Source organism: Methylocystis sp. NC52PC, from assembly GCF_055698645.1.
The window spans coordinates 2548977-2561499 of sequence record NZ_CP170127.1; the positions used below are offsets into that span (position 1 = coordinate 2548977).

Annotated in this window: 14 protein-coding genes and 1 tRNA gene; 9 read left to right on the forward strand and 6 right to left on the reverse strand. The window is 63.5% G+C overall.

Annotated features, from left to right (window positions below; genetic code table 11):
* The 3 genes from ACETII_RS14290 to ACETII_RS14300 are packed head-to-tail and all read left to right on the forward strand — an operon-like array spanning position 1 to position 1337.
* On the forward strand, positions 1-387 hold the full coding sequence (locus tag ACETII_RS14290) for a response regulator (protein WP_363346904.1): 387 nt from the start codon (positions 1-3) through the stop codon (positions 385-387).
* Positions 387-929, forward strand: coding sequence for a chemotaxis protein CheD (locus ACETII_RS14295; protein WP_472785950.1), 543 nt, complete (start codon positions 387-389; stop codon positions 927-929). Before ACETII_RS14290 ends, ACETII_RS14295 begins: the two co-directional genes overlap by 1 nt.
* Positions 930-977: 48 nt before the next feature.
* Positions 978-1337 carry a hypothetical protein gene (locus ACETII_RS14300; protein WP_472785951.1) on the forward strand — a complete coding sequence of 120 codons (360 nt, stop codon included), beginning with the start codon at positions 978-980 and terminating at the stop codon, positions 1335-1337.
* A 680-nt stretch (positions 1338-2017) separates the two neighbouring features.
* On the opposite strand, the gene ACETII_RS14305 is transcribed toward ACETII_RS14300, so the two are convergent.
* Entirely contained in the window at positions 2018-2503 is a 486-nt protein-coding gene (locus tag ACETII_RS14305; RefSeq protein ID WP_472785952.1) for a restriction endonuclease, read from the reverse strand.
* A 416-nt stretch (positions 2504-2919) separates the two neighbouring features.
* Here ACETII_RS14305 and ACETII_RS14310 point away from each other — a divergent pair, with 416 nt between their 5' ends.
* The gene (locus ACETII_RS14310) at positions 2920-3177 is read left to right on the forward strand and encodes a hypothetical protein (protein ID WP_363346910.1); all 258 of its coding nucleotides are present in this window, start codon (positions 2920-2922) and stop codon (positions 3175-3177) included.
* A gap of 438 nt (positions 3178-3615) precedes the next feature.
* Here the strand turns inward: ACETII_RS14310 and lipB are convergent, their stop codons facing one another.
* Positions 3616-4344, reverse strand: a complete 729-nt coding sequence (gene lipB / locus ACETII_RS14315) for a lipoyl(octanoyl) transferase LipB (protein ID WP_472785953.1) — start codon at positions 4342-4344, stop codon at positions 3616-3618.
* 406 nt (positions 4345-4750) lie between these two features.
* Between lipB and ACETII_RS14320 the strand changes: the two genes are divergently transcribed.
* Together ACETII_RS14320 and ACETII_RS14325 are read left to right on the forward strand one after the other, a co-directional pair.
* Positions 4751-4835, forward strand: a tRNA-Leu gene (locus ACETII_RS14320).
* Positions 4836-5411: 576 nt separating this feature from the next.
* A complete protein-coding gene (locus ACETII_RS14325) occupies positions 5412-6368 on the forward strand; it encodes a hypothetical protein (protein ID WP_472785954.1) in 957 nt (318 codons plus the stop codon).
* A 6-nt stretch (positions 6369-6374) separates the two neighbouring features.
* Here ACETII_RS14325 and ACETII_RS14330 read toward each other — a convergent pair whose 3' ends face one another.
* Entirely contained in the window at positions 6375-7265 is an 891-nt protein-coding gene (locus ACETII_RS14330; protein ID WP_472785955.1) for a polysaccharide deacetylase family protein, read from the reverse strand.
* A 69-nt stretch (positions 7266-7334) separates the two neighbouring features.
* Here ACETII_RS14330 and mgtE point away from each other — a divergent pair, with 69 nt between their 5' ends.
* Complete coding sequence (mgtE, locus tag ACETII_RS14335) at positions 7335-8744, forward strand: magnesium transporter (RefSeq protein WP_363346918.1); 1410 nt, start codon at positions 7335-7337, stop codon at positions 8742-8744.
* A 53-nt stretch (positions 8745-8797) separates the two neighbouring features.
* Positions 8798-9829 (forward strand): glycoside hydrolase family 25 protein, encoded by a 1032-nt coding sequence (locus ACETII_RS14340; RefSeq protein ID WP_363346920.1) that lies wholly within the window; start codon positions 8798-8800, stop codon positions 9827-9829.
* Between the two features lie 29 nt (positions 9830-9858).
* Here ACETII_RS14340 and ACETII_RS14345 read toward each other — a convergent pair whose 3' ends face one another.
* Complete coding sequence (locus ACETII_RS14345) at positions 9859-10599, reverse strand: DUF2628 domain-containing protein (protein ID WP_472785956.1); 741 nt, start codon at positions 10597-10599, stop codon at positions 9859-9861.
* A gap of 226 nt (positions 10600-10825) precedes the next feature.
* Between ACETII_RS14345 and rpmF the strand changes: the two genes are divergently transcribed.
* Positions 10826-11014 carry a 50S ribosomal protein L32 gene (gene rpmF / locus ACETII_RS14350; RefSeq protein WP_363346923.1) on the forward strand — a complete coding sequence of 63 codons (189 nt, stop codon included), beginning with the start codon at positions 10826-10828 and terminating at the stop codon, positions 11012-11014.
* Between the two features lie 61 nt (positions 11015-11075).
* Here the strand turns inward: rpmF and ACETII_RS14355 are convergent, their stop codons facing one another.
* Together ACETII_RS14355 and ACETII_RS14360 are read right to left on the reverse strand one after the other, a co-directional pair.
* Entirely contained in the window at positions 11076-11879 is an 804-nt protein-coding gene (locus ACETII_RS14355) for an SDR family NAD(P)-dependent oxidoreductase (protein WP_363346925.1), read from the reverse strand.
* A gap of 9 nt (positions 11880-11888) precedes the next feature.
* Entirely contained in the window at positions 11889-12383 is a 495-nt protein-coding gene (locus ACETII_RS14360; RefSeq protein ID WP_363346927.1) for a tellurite resistance TerB family protein, read from the reverse strand.
* Positions 12384-12523: the final 140 nt, after the last annotated feature.

The window sequence follows — 12523 nt, forward strand, 5'->3', positions numbered from 1 at the left end:
ATGAGTGTAGCAGACCAACTCCGCGTGCTGATCGTCGATGACACCAGCACGAGCCGACTCCTGCTGCGAGATGCGCTGGATCAGATCGGGGTGAACAAGGTCTTCTTCGCGACCGACGGCGAGAAGGCCTTGAAGTTCATGATGGATACGCCCGCCCATCTCGTCATCTCCGATGTCAACATGCCGGTGATGGATGGCATGGGCCTGCTCAAGGCGATCCGAGGCTACAAACCGACGCAGCGGGTTCCGTTCATCGTGCTGACGGGGCAGGCGGACAAGGCGATCGTAGAGACGGCCGCAAAGCTCGGCGTCAACAATTATCTCGTGAAACCAGTAACCGTCCCGAAGCTCAAGACCGCGATCGAAGCCATTTTCGGAAAGCTTTAATGGAGCAGAGTTCTCATCCTATCCGCAAGATTCACGTCATACAGGGCGAATGCCAGGTGGTGACAGAGCCGAATGTGGTTCTCTCGACTGTGCTCGGGTCCTGCGTCGCCGCCTGTTTGCGAGATCCCGGAGCTGGCGTCGGAGGCATGAATCACTTCCTGCTCCCAGGCGGAGATACGTCCCGAAACCAGGAATCCGAGCGATATGGCGCTTATCTGATGGAGTTGTTGATCAATGGGCTGTTGAAGCGCGGCGCGCGGCGCGACCGCATCGAGGCGAAGCTATTCGGCGGTGCGCGCATGCTCCAGGGACTGTCGGACATTGGCGCGCAGAACGCCGCCTTCGCGAGACAGTTCCTGGCCAATGAGGGCATTCGCATCCTGGCTGAAAACCTCGGCGGCACGCATGGCAGGAGATTGGAGTTTTTCCCCGTTTCCGGTCGCGCTCGACAGATTCTGCTGCCGCAAAACTCATCGATCGTGGAGCCGTCGCCAAAGCTCGCGCCGAAGGCCGAGTACCATGGGACGCTGGAGCTATTCTAGAGCTGCGGGTTCACAGATCAGCCATTACGAACGACGTGGGAGTTGGCGATGAGCGACATGGACGGGAGACCCTTGGGGGAGGTGCTTGTTCGTATCGGCGTGGAACTGTCGGAAGCGGCTGTGTCGGTCGAAGATCTGCACGCCCTCGTCGAGGCTACGGTGACAAATGGCGGCACGACCGACATTTTCATGCGCCAAGCGCAAACAATCGATATTCTGCAACAGCATCTCGCCGCCCTGGCCGATTTCCTGTGCCAGCTGTCCGATGCGATCCCGCCTTCGTGGCGCATCGAAAGTGAAGATACGATGAGCAACGTCAAGCTCTCTCGCCTTCGGGATCGTTTGAGCCAAATGTGCGCCGCGGAGACGTCGGATCAGCATGCGTCCGGGGACCTCGATATGTTTTGAGATCTTCGTCGCGTTCGAACTCCGATCGAGCGGCTCCTGCAAATTGAAGCGCAGCTGGAAAAGCGACTGCGGCAGCTTCAGGAGGACATTGTAGCAGCGCGGACGCGGCCGACCTCGCAACTTCTCCAATATTTCGTCGACTATGCAGCGCCGCAGCTCAGCGTCACTCGCGGGCGCTTCGCTTCGCAGCGTCCAACCAGCACGAGGCCATCGACGCGGATCTTTTGGATCGGCTGTCGGAGCCCATGCGCTCGCCGATCTCGATTTCAATTTCGCATAGTGTCGAGCCGCCAACGGCGCGTAGGCAAGGGGAAGCCCGCACAAGCCGAGATGCGGCTGGGAATACCGCATTACCTCGACCGCGTGGTCGCGACGATTGAAGACGACGGCGCGGGTCTCGACGCTCGAGGCGCAGGCGCGGCGGTCGACGCTGTGCGCGCGTCAATCCGGGACCGCGGCGGCAACGTCGTCTTTGGCGCATCGGCGGTGGGCTCTGGTGATTCAGGCCGATGAAGGGCTATCTCTCCACGATTCGAAACGTCATGGGCTGCGCTCTCCTGGCCAATGGCGAAATCGGCGTGGTGCTGGATATGGCCACAATCGGCGCCGACTGACGGCGCGTCCAGTCAGAGCGCGAGCTGCAACGACGCAGGCCGGCTGTGGCGAGAGCGGCGGTCGCATCATTGCCGCAGGAGCCTGTCGATGAGGTGCAATTGCGAGTGGTGAAGCAGGAGCACCTTGTTGGAGGCGGCGAGCCGTTCGGCCGCGCGCGTATAGCCGCTGGTCGCGACGACGACGCCCCGCTGCGCGTCTTCATGAGCAATGGCCGCCACGATTTCCTGGACGGCGTGGTTACCGACAGGTTTCGAATATTTCTTGCACTGGACAACGATGCGGGCGCCACGCTTCTCCGCGACGATATCGACCCCCTGATCGCCGCTGGCTTGGGTGACATGCGCGGTCCAGCGCCTCTCTCTCAACACGTCGGCGCAGAAGTGCTCGAATTCCCGGGGCGTCATACGATCGTCGAAGCGGGCCGTGCTGATTTCATCGTAAACAACGATCGCCAAGTGTAGGACGCCGAAGAGCGCCAGGGCCATAAAGACGGTCCCCGAGGCATGGGGCCAGTAGGGGCCGGCGACAGCGGTGAAGAACGCTATCCACACGATCCATCGGGCTATTTTGGCCTTTTGTCCTTTATGGCGCGACATACGTCCTTTTGTGCCTGGAGCGGGAAATAAGCAAACGTCCCCAAAACCTATTTTCTTGATCTCTAATCAACCGTGGTCGAAGCGACTGGCGCCCGCATGGTCGCCTGTGCGTCGCGTCCCGAGCTCGCGGCCGGGCGACTATACGCCCGCAATAGTAACTCTTCTGCCTAAAGGGATAATTTGTGGGGCTGACGTCAGGTCACAGCGTCTATTTTTGCTCTCTCTAGTTGACATTAGTCTCAGGAAAACAATCTAAGGTGATAGGCCAAAGCTAATGTTGAGCCCGTTCTTGGCAAAAAATAAGGAAGGTGTGATTTACAAATTTATAGATCGGGCCTATTACAACAGCATCGAGACACCAAGAGGATGAAATGCAATTGACGTCTGCCGACACCGTCCAACTCAAGAAAATCATTGCGATCGCCGAGACGCTGCTCAAAAAGGCCGGTGGATCGCAGGAAAAAGGCGGTCGTTCCGATGCCAGTCATGGCGCCAGAATTCGCCGCTCGGGCAAGGAGCTCGCGGCGTTTCGCAAGATGCTGAAGGCTGAGCGTAAGGCCGGCGTTCCGGTCGCCCAATTGGCGAAAAAGCACGGCATCAGCCCTTCTTACATCTACCAGCTGGGCTGATATTAACATTCTGTAAGGGAAATGGCGGGGCTAAGGGGCTCCGCCGTATCAAAGCGGTCGAGGGGTTTTCCCGCTGCAAAGGGCCATTTTGGGCAAGTCGCTCATTAAAATCTCTTAATGCAGCATTGGCGCTAAGCCCCTTTGCGCCATTGTCTCTGGCCTGTCCTTATTGAGGAAGGCGCGCACACGTGTGGTCGGCGTGCTGCATTTTTGCAATAAGTTTTCAGATTGTGATGCGCTACAGCTGGTACTTTGTCGTCGTAGCATGACATCTGCTCAAATTGAGCACTAGTGGAATTACGGAGTTGAAAGCTCCAGGCGTCTTTTTCGAGAGTGAATAGCAGCGCGGCGCGCAGTCATGTGTCTCGCTCGACGGCCAACAGATAAGCGGCATCGCACGTATGCGTGAGCTGCCCGGGTGAAGGTAACGGCCCGAAATCAGGTGGCGTCGCCAAAAATATCCGCAAATCTCCTGCGCAACGCCGCGTCGACTTCCGTCATGGACGCTTGACGCCCCAGATCGGCGAGGCTCGTCACGCCGAGATGCGTCTCGCGGACGCCGCAGGGCGCAATGCCGGAAAAATGCGAAAGGTCGGGCGACACATTGAGCGCCACGCCGTGGAAACTCACCCACTGGCGCAGACGCACGCCGATGGCGGCGATCTTGTCCTCCGCCGTCTCGCCCGTAGACGCGAGCGGCTTGTCCGGCCGCTGCACCCAGACGCCGACGCGCGCCTCGCGCCGCTGGCCGGCGACGCCGAAATCCGAAAGCGTCGCGATCAACCAGGATTCGAGGGCACAGACATAAGCGCGCGCGTCCCGCCGGCGGCGGGTAAGATCCAGCATGATGTAAGCGATCCGCTGGCCGGGGCCGTGATAGGTGAATTGCCCCCCGCGCCCTGTCCGATAGACTGGAAAACGCGGGTCCAACAAATCCGTGTCCTTGGCCGACGTTCCCGCGGTGTAGATGTGCGGGTGCTCCAGCAGCCAGACGCATTCCGGCGCGTCGCCGGCGGCAATAAGCGCCGCGCGTCGTTCCATTTTTGAGACGGCCTCGTCATAGTCGACAAGCGTATCGCTTACGCGCCATTCCACGGGCGGCGTGTCCCGCTCAGGCAGGAACGCTGTGCTGAGCGAATTCCTTGGCAGGGAGCAGGGCGCGCTCATTCGATCGCGTCTTTCAGCGTCGCCCGGCTGTCCGCGCTCGATGGCGCTGTCGATCTCGTTGCGACCGGAAATGAAATTCTTCTCGTCATGGGAGACAACCTTCCTCGGTTCGAGACCTCAAGCGCAATCGAGTTTCGGCGAACGACCCAAGTTGCTCGCCAGAGCTGCCGACGCCATCCAGCGCCTGCCGCTCGCCTTCGCGGCCGCTCGAATGTCCCACCTCCACATTTAGGAAGCAAAAGCGATCGCCGACAGCGCTGGCGACAGTCGCCCAGGCGCGACGGCAAAGCGCTTTTCCGCCGCGCGGGCGGTTTGAGGAAACACTGCGCGCACGCCCTTGTCAGCGCCCGGCCGATTTGTTACAGGCTGCGCGCCGGCGCTTCGCAGATTGCGTTCAGCGCCCCGTGCGGCCGTGGCGGAATTGGTAGACGCGCTAGCTTGAGGTGCTAGTTGGGAGACCAGTGGAGGTTCGAGTCCTCTCGGCCGCACCAGTTCGAGGCGAAAACCAACGCCCGTCATCTCACTCAAAGGGACAACTCGCCCCTCACGGGACGCCTGCGATCGGCCGCGTCGCGCCCTGGCTCCGGCCCGCGCCACATGCGCGCCGACCGCTGCTGCTGCTCGCGCGCTTAGCGCCAAGGGCCGCTCCCCGTCGATAGTTGCGCTCTTGTTGACAAAGGCTACTGATTTTGTATTCTATAAATGACCGGTCGACGTTTTCTTCCTCTGCTCGTCGGCTTGTCTGTCCTTGCTTCATCCCCAACGACGGCCCGCCCTCCCTCCGGCGGGCCGTTCCCATTCAGGCGCGATGATTCTGCAAAAACGAGAGGCGAGGGGCCCGGCAGGCGGGCGCGCGGCCGCCTGGGCAAAATACAGCCACATTTGCGTTTCCTGATGTGTGTCAAACTGGCGCATGGGAGGGCCTAAGCTTGGCCCTGCCGCCAGGGCTGGGGGCAAATCATCCGGGAGCGTAGGTCCCGGTAGCAGGTCGGTGAGTAGCGGCGCTTCGACGTCGCTGAGCACGCGCGGCGCGCGCGGTTTCCCGACCGATGCCCGGAGTAGACAGTATGAGCGTATTCTTCGAAAACCACGGCCGCGATCGCGGCTACGACTCGGACGCCCTGCCGGGCGAATCCAAAGTGTCGGCGTTTCTGGACAGAGGCGGGCAGGTCCGCCGGGATCGCAAGGAGCGGGACGACCCGCCCTTGTGGGGCTACTCCTACGATCGCGCCGAGGGCGTCATTCATCTGCTGCTCGCCTTCAGCATTGTCGGCGGGCTGGCGGCGATCCTCAATTCCGGGTTGTTTGCGCCGGACGCGCCACAGATCCGAAAGGTCGAGTCGCGGCCGGCGGCGTCATCCCCTGCCGCCGCGCCGCAACAGCGGGCGGATGTGAAGCCGATCTCGGCGCCCGCCGCGCCGCCCGCGACGGCGACGGCCGTCGTCGAGCCCGCGGCGCCGTCGCCTGCCGAGGCCCGGCCGCTTGCGCCAATGGAGAAGGCTGAGTCGGCCGCGCCCTCTGCCTCCCTGCTCGATTCGCGGCCGTTGACCGAGATCGCCGCCGCGTCGGCGAAGGCGCCGGAGCCGCTCGCGCCGCCGCCTACGACGATGCGGGGCGGCCCCGATCCGAGCGAAGCGCCGGCGGAGAGCGTCGCCGACGCCGGCCCGCCGTCCGTCGCCGACGCCGCCCCGGCTCCCGCCAACGAAGCGTCTGCGGGCGAAGAGGCGGCGCCCGCCGCCCCGAGAGCGGCCCAGGCGCCCCGCGTCGAGGCGAAATCGGAAGATCGCGGGCGGATGGCGCGTTGCTATCTGAAACTATCCGGTCGCGTGCAGTCGAGCGGCTCCTGCCGGGTGCGGCATACGGATGATTCGGTCATTCTCGATTTGCCGGGCAAGCCGCTCGAACTCGCCCATGCGCACGGCAGGACGTGGATCGCCACGCTCGGCGGCCGCAATCTCGGCAAGGTCTACCGTAACGGCGCCTGTTGGGGCGCGCATGGCTTCTATGCCTGTGAGAACGGCTAAAGCCGATTAGTCGTCGCCCGCGCCCGCGGGGTGGCGGTGGCCTTCGGCCCCGGGGTTGGCGCCCCGGGGCAGCTTGCTCTTGCCGGCGAGCGTCTTGGCGATGATCGGCTCGGTCGTCGAGCTCCAGCCTGGCCCGGCTTCGACAATCGGCGTTTCGCCTTCTCCAGGCGCAATGTGAACGAGACGATAGCCGCGCGCTTTCAGGGCGCGCAGGAAATCCGGAAGCATCTGCGCCGTCTGGGCTTTCGAATCGTGGAAGAGCACGATCCCCTTGCCCGCCTTCTCCAGCCGCGACATCACAAGGTCGAGTTCGCCTTTTGGCGACATCGGCGACCAGTCGGACGCCCATAGGTCCGAGCCGAAGATCGTATAGCCCTTTCCCTCGAGATAGCTGACGAGGGCGGGCGTGTCGGCGAAGCCGGGGAAGCGGAAGAAAGGCGCGGTCTTGTCGCCGATTGCGCGCTCGACGGCCTTGATTCCTTTTTCGATGTCGGCTTTTGCGTCGTTGTCCTCGAGCAGCCGCAGCGTCATGGCGGGGTGGCTGTAGGAGTGGTTGCCGATCGTATGGCCCTCGGCCGCCGCTCGTTTGACCAGCGCAGGCGTTTCCTCGGCGTTGCGGCCGATGATGAAGAAGGTCGCCCGCGCGCATTCCTTGGCGAGGGCGTCCAGCACGCGGGCCGTCGGCGCCGCTGGTCCGTCGTCGAAGGTGAGGACGACTTCACGATCCGCGAGATCGAGCGTGCGCGGATAGCTTTGTAAGCCGAGAGCGGCTCCTTTGGGGCCGATGGCGATGGTGCGGGAGACGCCGAGCGCGTCGGGCCCGCAGTCTCGGGCGAAAGTGGGGGTTGCGGCGAGGATCGCCACGCAGAGAACGGCGGCGCGGGAAAAGTGGATCATGTCGGTTTTGCCGGTTTGCTTCCGCGCGCGCGCGGGGTAAGAGCCTGAAGCCTTGTAGCGGGAATCGGCATGCCACTCGACCAAGACGAAACGGCGACGGGCGCCGAGGGTTTTCGCGAAGAAGGCGGCGGCCTGGACGCCGATTTCGTCTTCGAGGTGGAGGCCGCCATTGCGCTCGGCAACGCCGACCGGGTTCATGAACTCGTCGGCGGGCTGCACGAAGCCGATGTCGGCGCGCTGCTGGAACGCTTGAGCCATGAGGCGCGTCCGCGCCTTGTCGAGCTGATGGGCGCGGACTTCGACTTTACCGCGCTCATGGAGGTGGGGGAAGCCACCCGGGAAGATATTCTCGAAGAGTTGCCGGTCGAAACGCTCGTAGAGGGCGTGCGCGAACTCGAAAGCGACGACGCCGTCGCGCTGCTCGAAACGCTGGAGCCGGCGGAGCAGGCGGAGGTTCTCGACGCGCTGCCCGCGCAAGAGCGTATCGTCCTGCGCCGGTCGCTCGACTATCCGGAAGACTCGGCCGGCCGTCTGATGCAGACGACGCTGATCGCGGTGCCGCCGTTCTGGACCGCCGGCCGCGTCCTCGATTTCTTCCGCGAGACGGAAGGCGACGAGCTGCCGGACAGCTTCTTCGAGGTCTTCGTCGTCGATCCCGGCTATCACCTGCTCGGCACGGTCTTTCTCGACGCGCTGGTGCGGGCGAAGCCCAACGCCCGGCTCGACGAGATCATGCAGGCGGATCGGCGGCGGGTGAAGGCGACCGAAGACGGGGCCGAGGCCGCCCGTCTGTTCGAGCGCTACAATCTCGTGTCGGCGCCCGTCGTCGACGAATCCGAGCGTCTCGTCGGCGTGCTGACCATCGACGACATCGTCGACGTCATCCAGGAGCAGGCCTCAGAGGAGATCAAGGCGCTCGGCGGCGTGAACCCCGAGGAGGAGCTCACCGACGATTTCTGGTGGATCGCGCGCAGCCGGTTCGCCTGGCTCTTCGTTAATATGCTCACCGCCTTCATCACCTCGAGCGTGCTCAAGACCTTCCAGTCGCAGCTCGAGCAAATGGTCGCGCTTGCGGTTCTAGGGCCGATCGTGGCCGGGCAGGGCGGCAATTCCGCGACCCAGACCATGACCGTGGCCGTGCGCGCCCTCGCCACCCGCGAGCTCAACCGCGCCAACGCCTTGAAAATTATTTTCCGCGAGCTGGCGATCGGCGCGGTCAATGGCGCGGCGTTCGGAATGGTGACCGGAGTCGTCGCGGCCAACTGGTTCCACAATGTCGGGCTGTTGCCTGTTATGGCTTTGGCGATGTTCACGAATCTCGTCGCGGGCGCCTTTGGCGGCATTATCGTGCCGCTCGTCTTCGACCGTTTCAAATTCGATCCGGCGGTCTCTTCCGGCCCCTTCGTCACCACCATCACCGACGTTGTGGGCTACGGGGCTTTCCTTACAATCGCCAGCATCTGGTTTCATCTGGGCTGAGTCGGCGGCGGCCATTAACGCTTCGTTACCGGCTGAGGGGATAATTTGACGAAATGCGCTCGTTGAATTTTTCTGTTTTGCGTTTCACTGCGCTCGCTTGCGTTGCGGCCAGCACGGTGACACTCGCCGCCTGCGGCAGCGCCTACGACCCCGGCTACGCCCGGCGCCCGCGCTTCGCCACCAGCGCCCCTCTGGTCAACGCCAAGAAGGACCCGACCTTCCTCGCCTATGCGGTGCCGGAGACCGACCTTCACCTCTTCCCCGCGACCCGCAGCGCCGAATTCGCCGTCCACGGCATCGACGTCTCCAAATATCAGGGCGACATCGACTGGGAGCAGGTGCGGGATTCGGGCGTCGCCTTCGCCTATATCAAGGCGACGGAGGGCGGCGACAAGACCGACTCGAAATTCCAGTATAATTGGGCCGCCTCCAAGGCGGCCGGCGTGCCGCGCGGCGCCTATCACTTTGTCTACTGGTGCCGCCCGCCACACGAAGAAATCGCCAATTTCGCCTCCGCCGTCCCCAATGACCCGGAAGCCCTGCCGCCCGTTCTCGACGTCGAGCCGACCCCTGAATCCAAGAGCTGCAAGCGCACGCTCTATCGGGAAGAGGCGATCCGCGACATGCGGATCATGCTCGAGGCGATGGAGCGTCACTACGGCAAGAAGCCGGTCATCTATTCCTCGGTCGACTTCTATCAGGCGATTCTCCAGCCCGACGCCCTATCGGAATATCCGATCTGGGTGCGCTCGACGAAATATCATCCGAAGGTGCGCTACGGCGACCGCAGGTGGACCTTCTGGCAATATCGCTCGGACGGCCGCGTGCCGGGCATCGTCGGCGCCGTCGACCAGAACACGTTCAACGGCTCGCATGAACAGTGGCGCAGCTGGCTCGCCGCGCAGACGGGGATGAGGGCCGCGCCCGTGGCCGCGACGGCGCGGCATGCCGACGATCGGGGCGCCAACAAGCTTATCGAGGACGATCCGGCAATGCTCAAGGGCGCCGAAAAGGGCTCTTATGAAAAGGACGGCGCCTCGCCGACTCCCCCGGCCGCCGTCGACGGCCAGCCCGACAAAGGTTGATCTGGGGAAAGAGACAAGCGGCGCCCGATTCAGGGCGCCGTTTTCTTTGTTCCGACGTCAAGCGAGGTGGCGATCATCCGCCACGAGGCCGTGGGGGGCGTCGAGCCATCGATCTGGCGGCCGACGTCGAGAGCGAATGTGACAGAGGCGAGCAGTGCGGTTGACGCCACGGGCGCGAGCAATCGAGTTCCGCCGGCCTGCTCGATTCGCAAGGCCGTCTGACCGCTTGAACGGCCCGACTCGGCAAGGGCTCCGATCGTCTTCATGCCGCGCCGGATGACCAGCGACTTGCCAAAGAAGCCGACGCCGAGGCTGAGGAGAAATTGCCAAACCGAGAAGTTGGACGGCGACAAGCCCATGACCGCGCACTCGAATCCGGTCGCTGCGAGAGCTGGCGCATATAATCGCCGGTAAAAAAGCCAGAGCGAGGAAAAGAAAAACGCGTCGAAGGAGAAGCTCGGCCTGAGCGCGCCGTCGTGCTTCATCTGGAGCCAGAGGTCGCGATAATCCTCCCAGCCCGGTCCGATGAACCACCGCATCTGAGTCTCATTGGCGCCATAGGCGGCGCTCCCGCGGCGAGGAGAGGGAAGCTCTGTCAGGGGCGCTTGGTCGCGGCCTATTTCCGCCTCCTCCTCGCCGGCCCTGGAAAGGTCGGCGTAGGATAGCCGGGGCGGGTCGGCGAGCGGTTGTTTGCGGTGGTCTCGCGCGGGGACGCGCGGGGTTTTCTGTGACCCGCGCCGGCCGAAAGTGACGACTCGCTCTGGATTCACACAACGCCTCCATGATTACATTCAACAATGTTTTCAGCAGGAGGCGTTAAATCCGCGCTTAGATTCTTGGTGAAAAATATGCTCGAGCTCGAGCTGTCGACGGTCGGGTAAAGCTGTGGCGCGCGACGGCTAGCCAAGCGCGTCAAATTCGCGTATAGGGCCGCATCAGTTTCCGCCGCGCCGGGGCGAACCCGCGCGGCCTTCGCCGTTTAGTAGAGAGAAGCAAATGGCCGTTCCGAAGAGAAAAGTCTCCCCGATGAAACGGGGCTTCCGTCGTTCCGCCGACGCCCTCAAGGCCCCGACCTATGTCGAGGACAAGGACTCGGGCGAGCTGCGCCGCCCTCACCATATCGACCTCAAGACCGGCATGTATCGCGGCCGTCAGGTTCTGAAGGTGAAGTCGACCGAGGAATAAGGCGCTTGGCGCTCTTTTTTGAAAAAAGCGGGCTCTGGGCCCGCTTTTTTGTTTGGGACGTTTAGTTTCGCTTCATCTGCGCCGCGCCGAGAAGCGGCAGCAGCAGGGCGCGGGGCGAGAGCCTTGCGCCCCACACCAGAAATTTGTTGGCCGCGCCGGGCACCACGACGCGCTTGCCGGCCATCAGGCCCTCATAGCCCTGCCGTGCGACTTCCGACGCCGGCACCAGCGCGGGTTTTACGGCGGACATGATGCCGTCGAAGCTCATCCCGGCGCGGGCCTGAAAGCCCGTTTCGACCGGCCCGGGGCAGAGGCAGGAGACTTTCACGCCGGCGGGCTTCAATTCATGCGCGATCGCCTCGCTGAAGGAGCGCACGAACGCCTTGGTCGCGTAATAGACGGCGAATCCCGGTCCCGGCATGAAGGAGGCGACCGAGGCGACGTTCAGCACGCCGCCCTGCGTGGCGGTGAGCGACGGCAGGAAGCGCAGGGTCAGCTCGGTCAGGGCGCGAATATTGAGATCGATCATGTCGAGCTGCTCGGCCTCATCGAGGTCGGCGATGCGCCCGATGAGTCCGAACCCGGCGTTGTTGACCAGATATTGGGGGCCAAGATTGGCCTCGGCCAGCCGCTTTTCGAGGGTCCGCGAAGCCCCGTCGGCGAGGAGGTCGAGTTCGATCACGGCGGGGCGGCTTTGCCCCTTGGCCGCGATCTCGTCGGCGAGCGCCTCGAGCCGGTCGCCGCGGCGCGCGACGATCGCCACCTCATGTCCCTTTTCTGCAAAGACTCGGGCGAGTTCGGCGCCGATCCCCTCGGACGCGCCGGTGATCACGGCCGCCGGCCGGCCTTTGTGCAGTTCGCTCATGTCCGACGATCACTCCTTGGGGCGATACCAGGTCTCCTGCGGCGGCGTCGCAAGGTTCTCCCGCGCCTCGCGGCGAAGTTCGACCCGCTCGCGCGTCGAGACGCCGAGCAGTTCGGCCACGCGCCAGACCACATTCTCCTCGAATTCGTGCACCTCGCCGTCGGCGTGGGCCATGTCCCACAACATCGCGACAACCTGCCGGCGACCTTCTTCGTCGAGACGCCGCTTGAGGACGCTGGTGAAGCGGTAGAGGTCGACGGCCTCCCGCTCGCTTTCAAAGGCCTCGGCGATAAGCTTCTGCGCCGCGTCGGACGAGAGGCCGAACCGGGCTTCGACGAGCGCTTGGATACGGGCCCGTTCGTCCGCGTCGAAGTCGCCGTCGATCGAGGCGATGTGCACGAGGAGCGCGGCGGCGGCGAGCTGATAATCGGCGGTTTCGAAGGGCTTGGGCCGCTCGGCTTCGCCGGTCAGGTCCGCGATGAAGGTTTTCAAAAGGTCGAGCATGTCTTTTCCGGCCTGCCGGCGGGTGGCGTCTGCCTTGCTATAGAACAGCGGGGACCCGAAGGGTAGCCGATCCGTAGCAGCCGACCGCCGGAGGTCGCCGGGAAGGAGTCTAATATTTAGGCATTCCGCCGCTGTTTTGA

Excerpts from the sequence above, each read along its gene's own strand:
- ACETII_RS14330 (WP_472785955.1), bottom strand. The coding sequence starts at position 7,265 with ATGATCCACTTTTCCCGCGCCGCCGTTCTCTGCGTGGCGATCCTCGCC.
- ACETII_RS14290 (WP_363346904.1), top strand. The coding sequence starts at position 1 with ATGAGTGTAGCAGACCAACTCCGCGTGCTGATCGTCGATGACACCAGC.
- lipB (WP_472785953.1), bottom strand. The coding sequence starts at position 4,344 with ATGAGCGCGCCCTGCTCCCTGCCAAGGAATTCGCTCAGCACAGCGTTC.
- ACETII_RS14355 (WP_363346925.1), bottom strand. The coding sequence starts at position 11,879 with ATGAGCGAACTGCACAAAGGCCGGCCGGCGGCCGTGATCACCGGCGCG.
- ACETII_RS14360 (WP_363346927.1), bottom strand. The coding sequence starts at position 12,383 with ATGCTCGACCTTTTGAAAACCTTCATCGCGGACCTGACCGGCGAAGCC.
- ACETII_RS14340 (WP_363346920.1), top strand. The coding sequence starts at position 8,798 with ATGCGCTCGTTGAATTTTTCTGTTTTGCGTTTCACTGCGCTCGCTTGC.
- ACETII_RS14325 (WP_472785954.1), top strand. The coding sequence starts at position 5,412 with ATGAGCGTATTCTTCGAAAACCACGGCCGCGATCGCGGCTACGACTCG.
- ACETII_RS14300 (WP_472785951.1), top strand. The coding sequence starts at position 978 with ATGAGCGACATGGACGGGAGACCCTTGGGGGAGGTGCTTGTTCGTATC.
- ACETII_RS14295 (WP_472785950.1), top strand. The coding sequence starts at position 387 with ATGGAGCAGAGTTCTCATCCTATCCGCAAGATTCACGTCATACAGGGC.
- rpmF (WP_363346923.1), top strand. The coding sequence starts at position 10,826 with ATGGCCGTTCCGAAGAGAAAAGTCTCCCCGATGAAACGGGGCTTCCGT.
- mgtE (WP_363346918.1), top strand. The coding sequence starts at position 7,335 with ATGCCACTCGACCAAGACGAAACGGCGACGGGCGCCGAGGGTTTTCGC.
- ACETII_RS14310 (WP_363346910.1), top strand. The coding sequence starts at position 2,920 with ATGCAATTGACGTCTGCCGACACCGTCCAACTCAAGAAAATCATTGCG.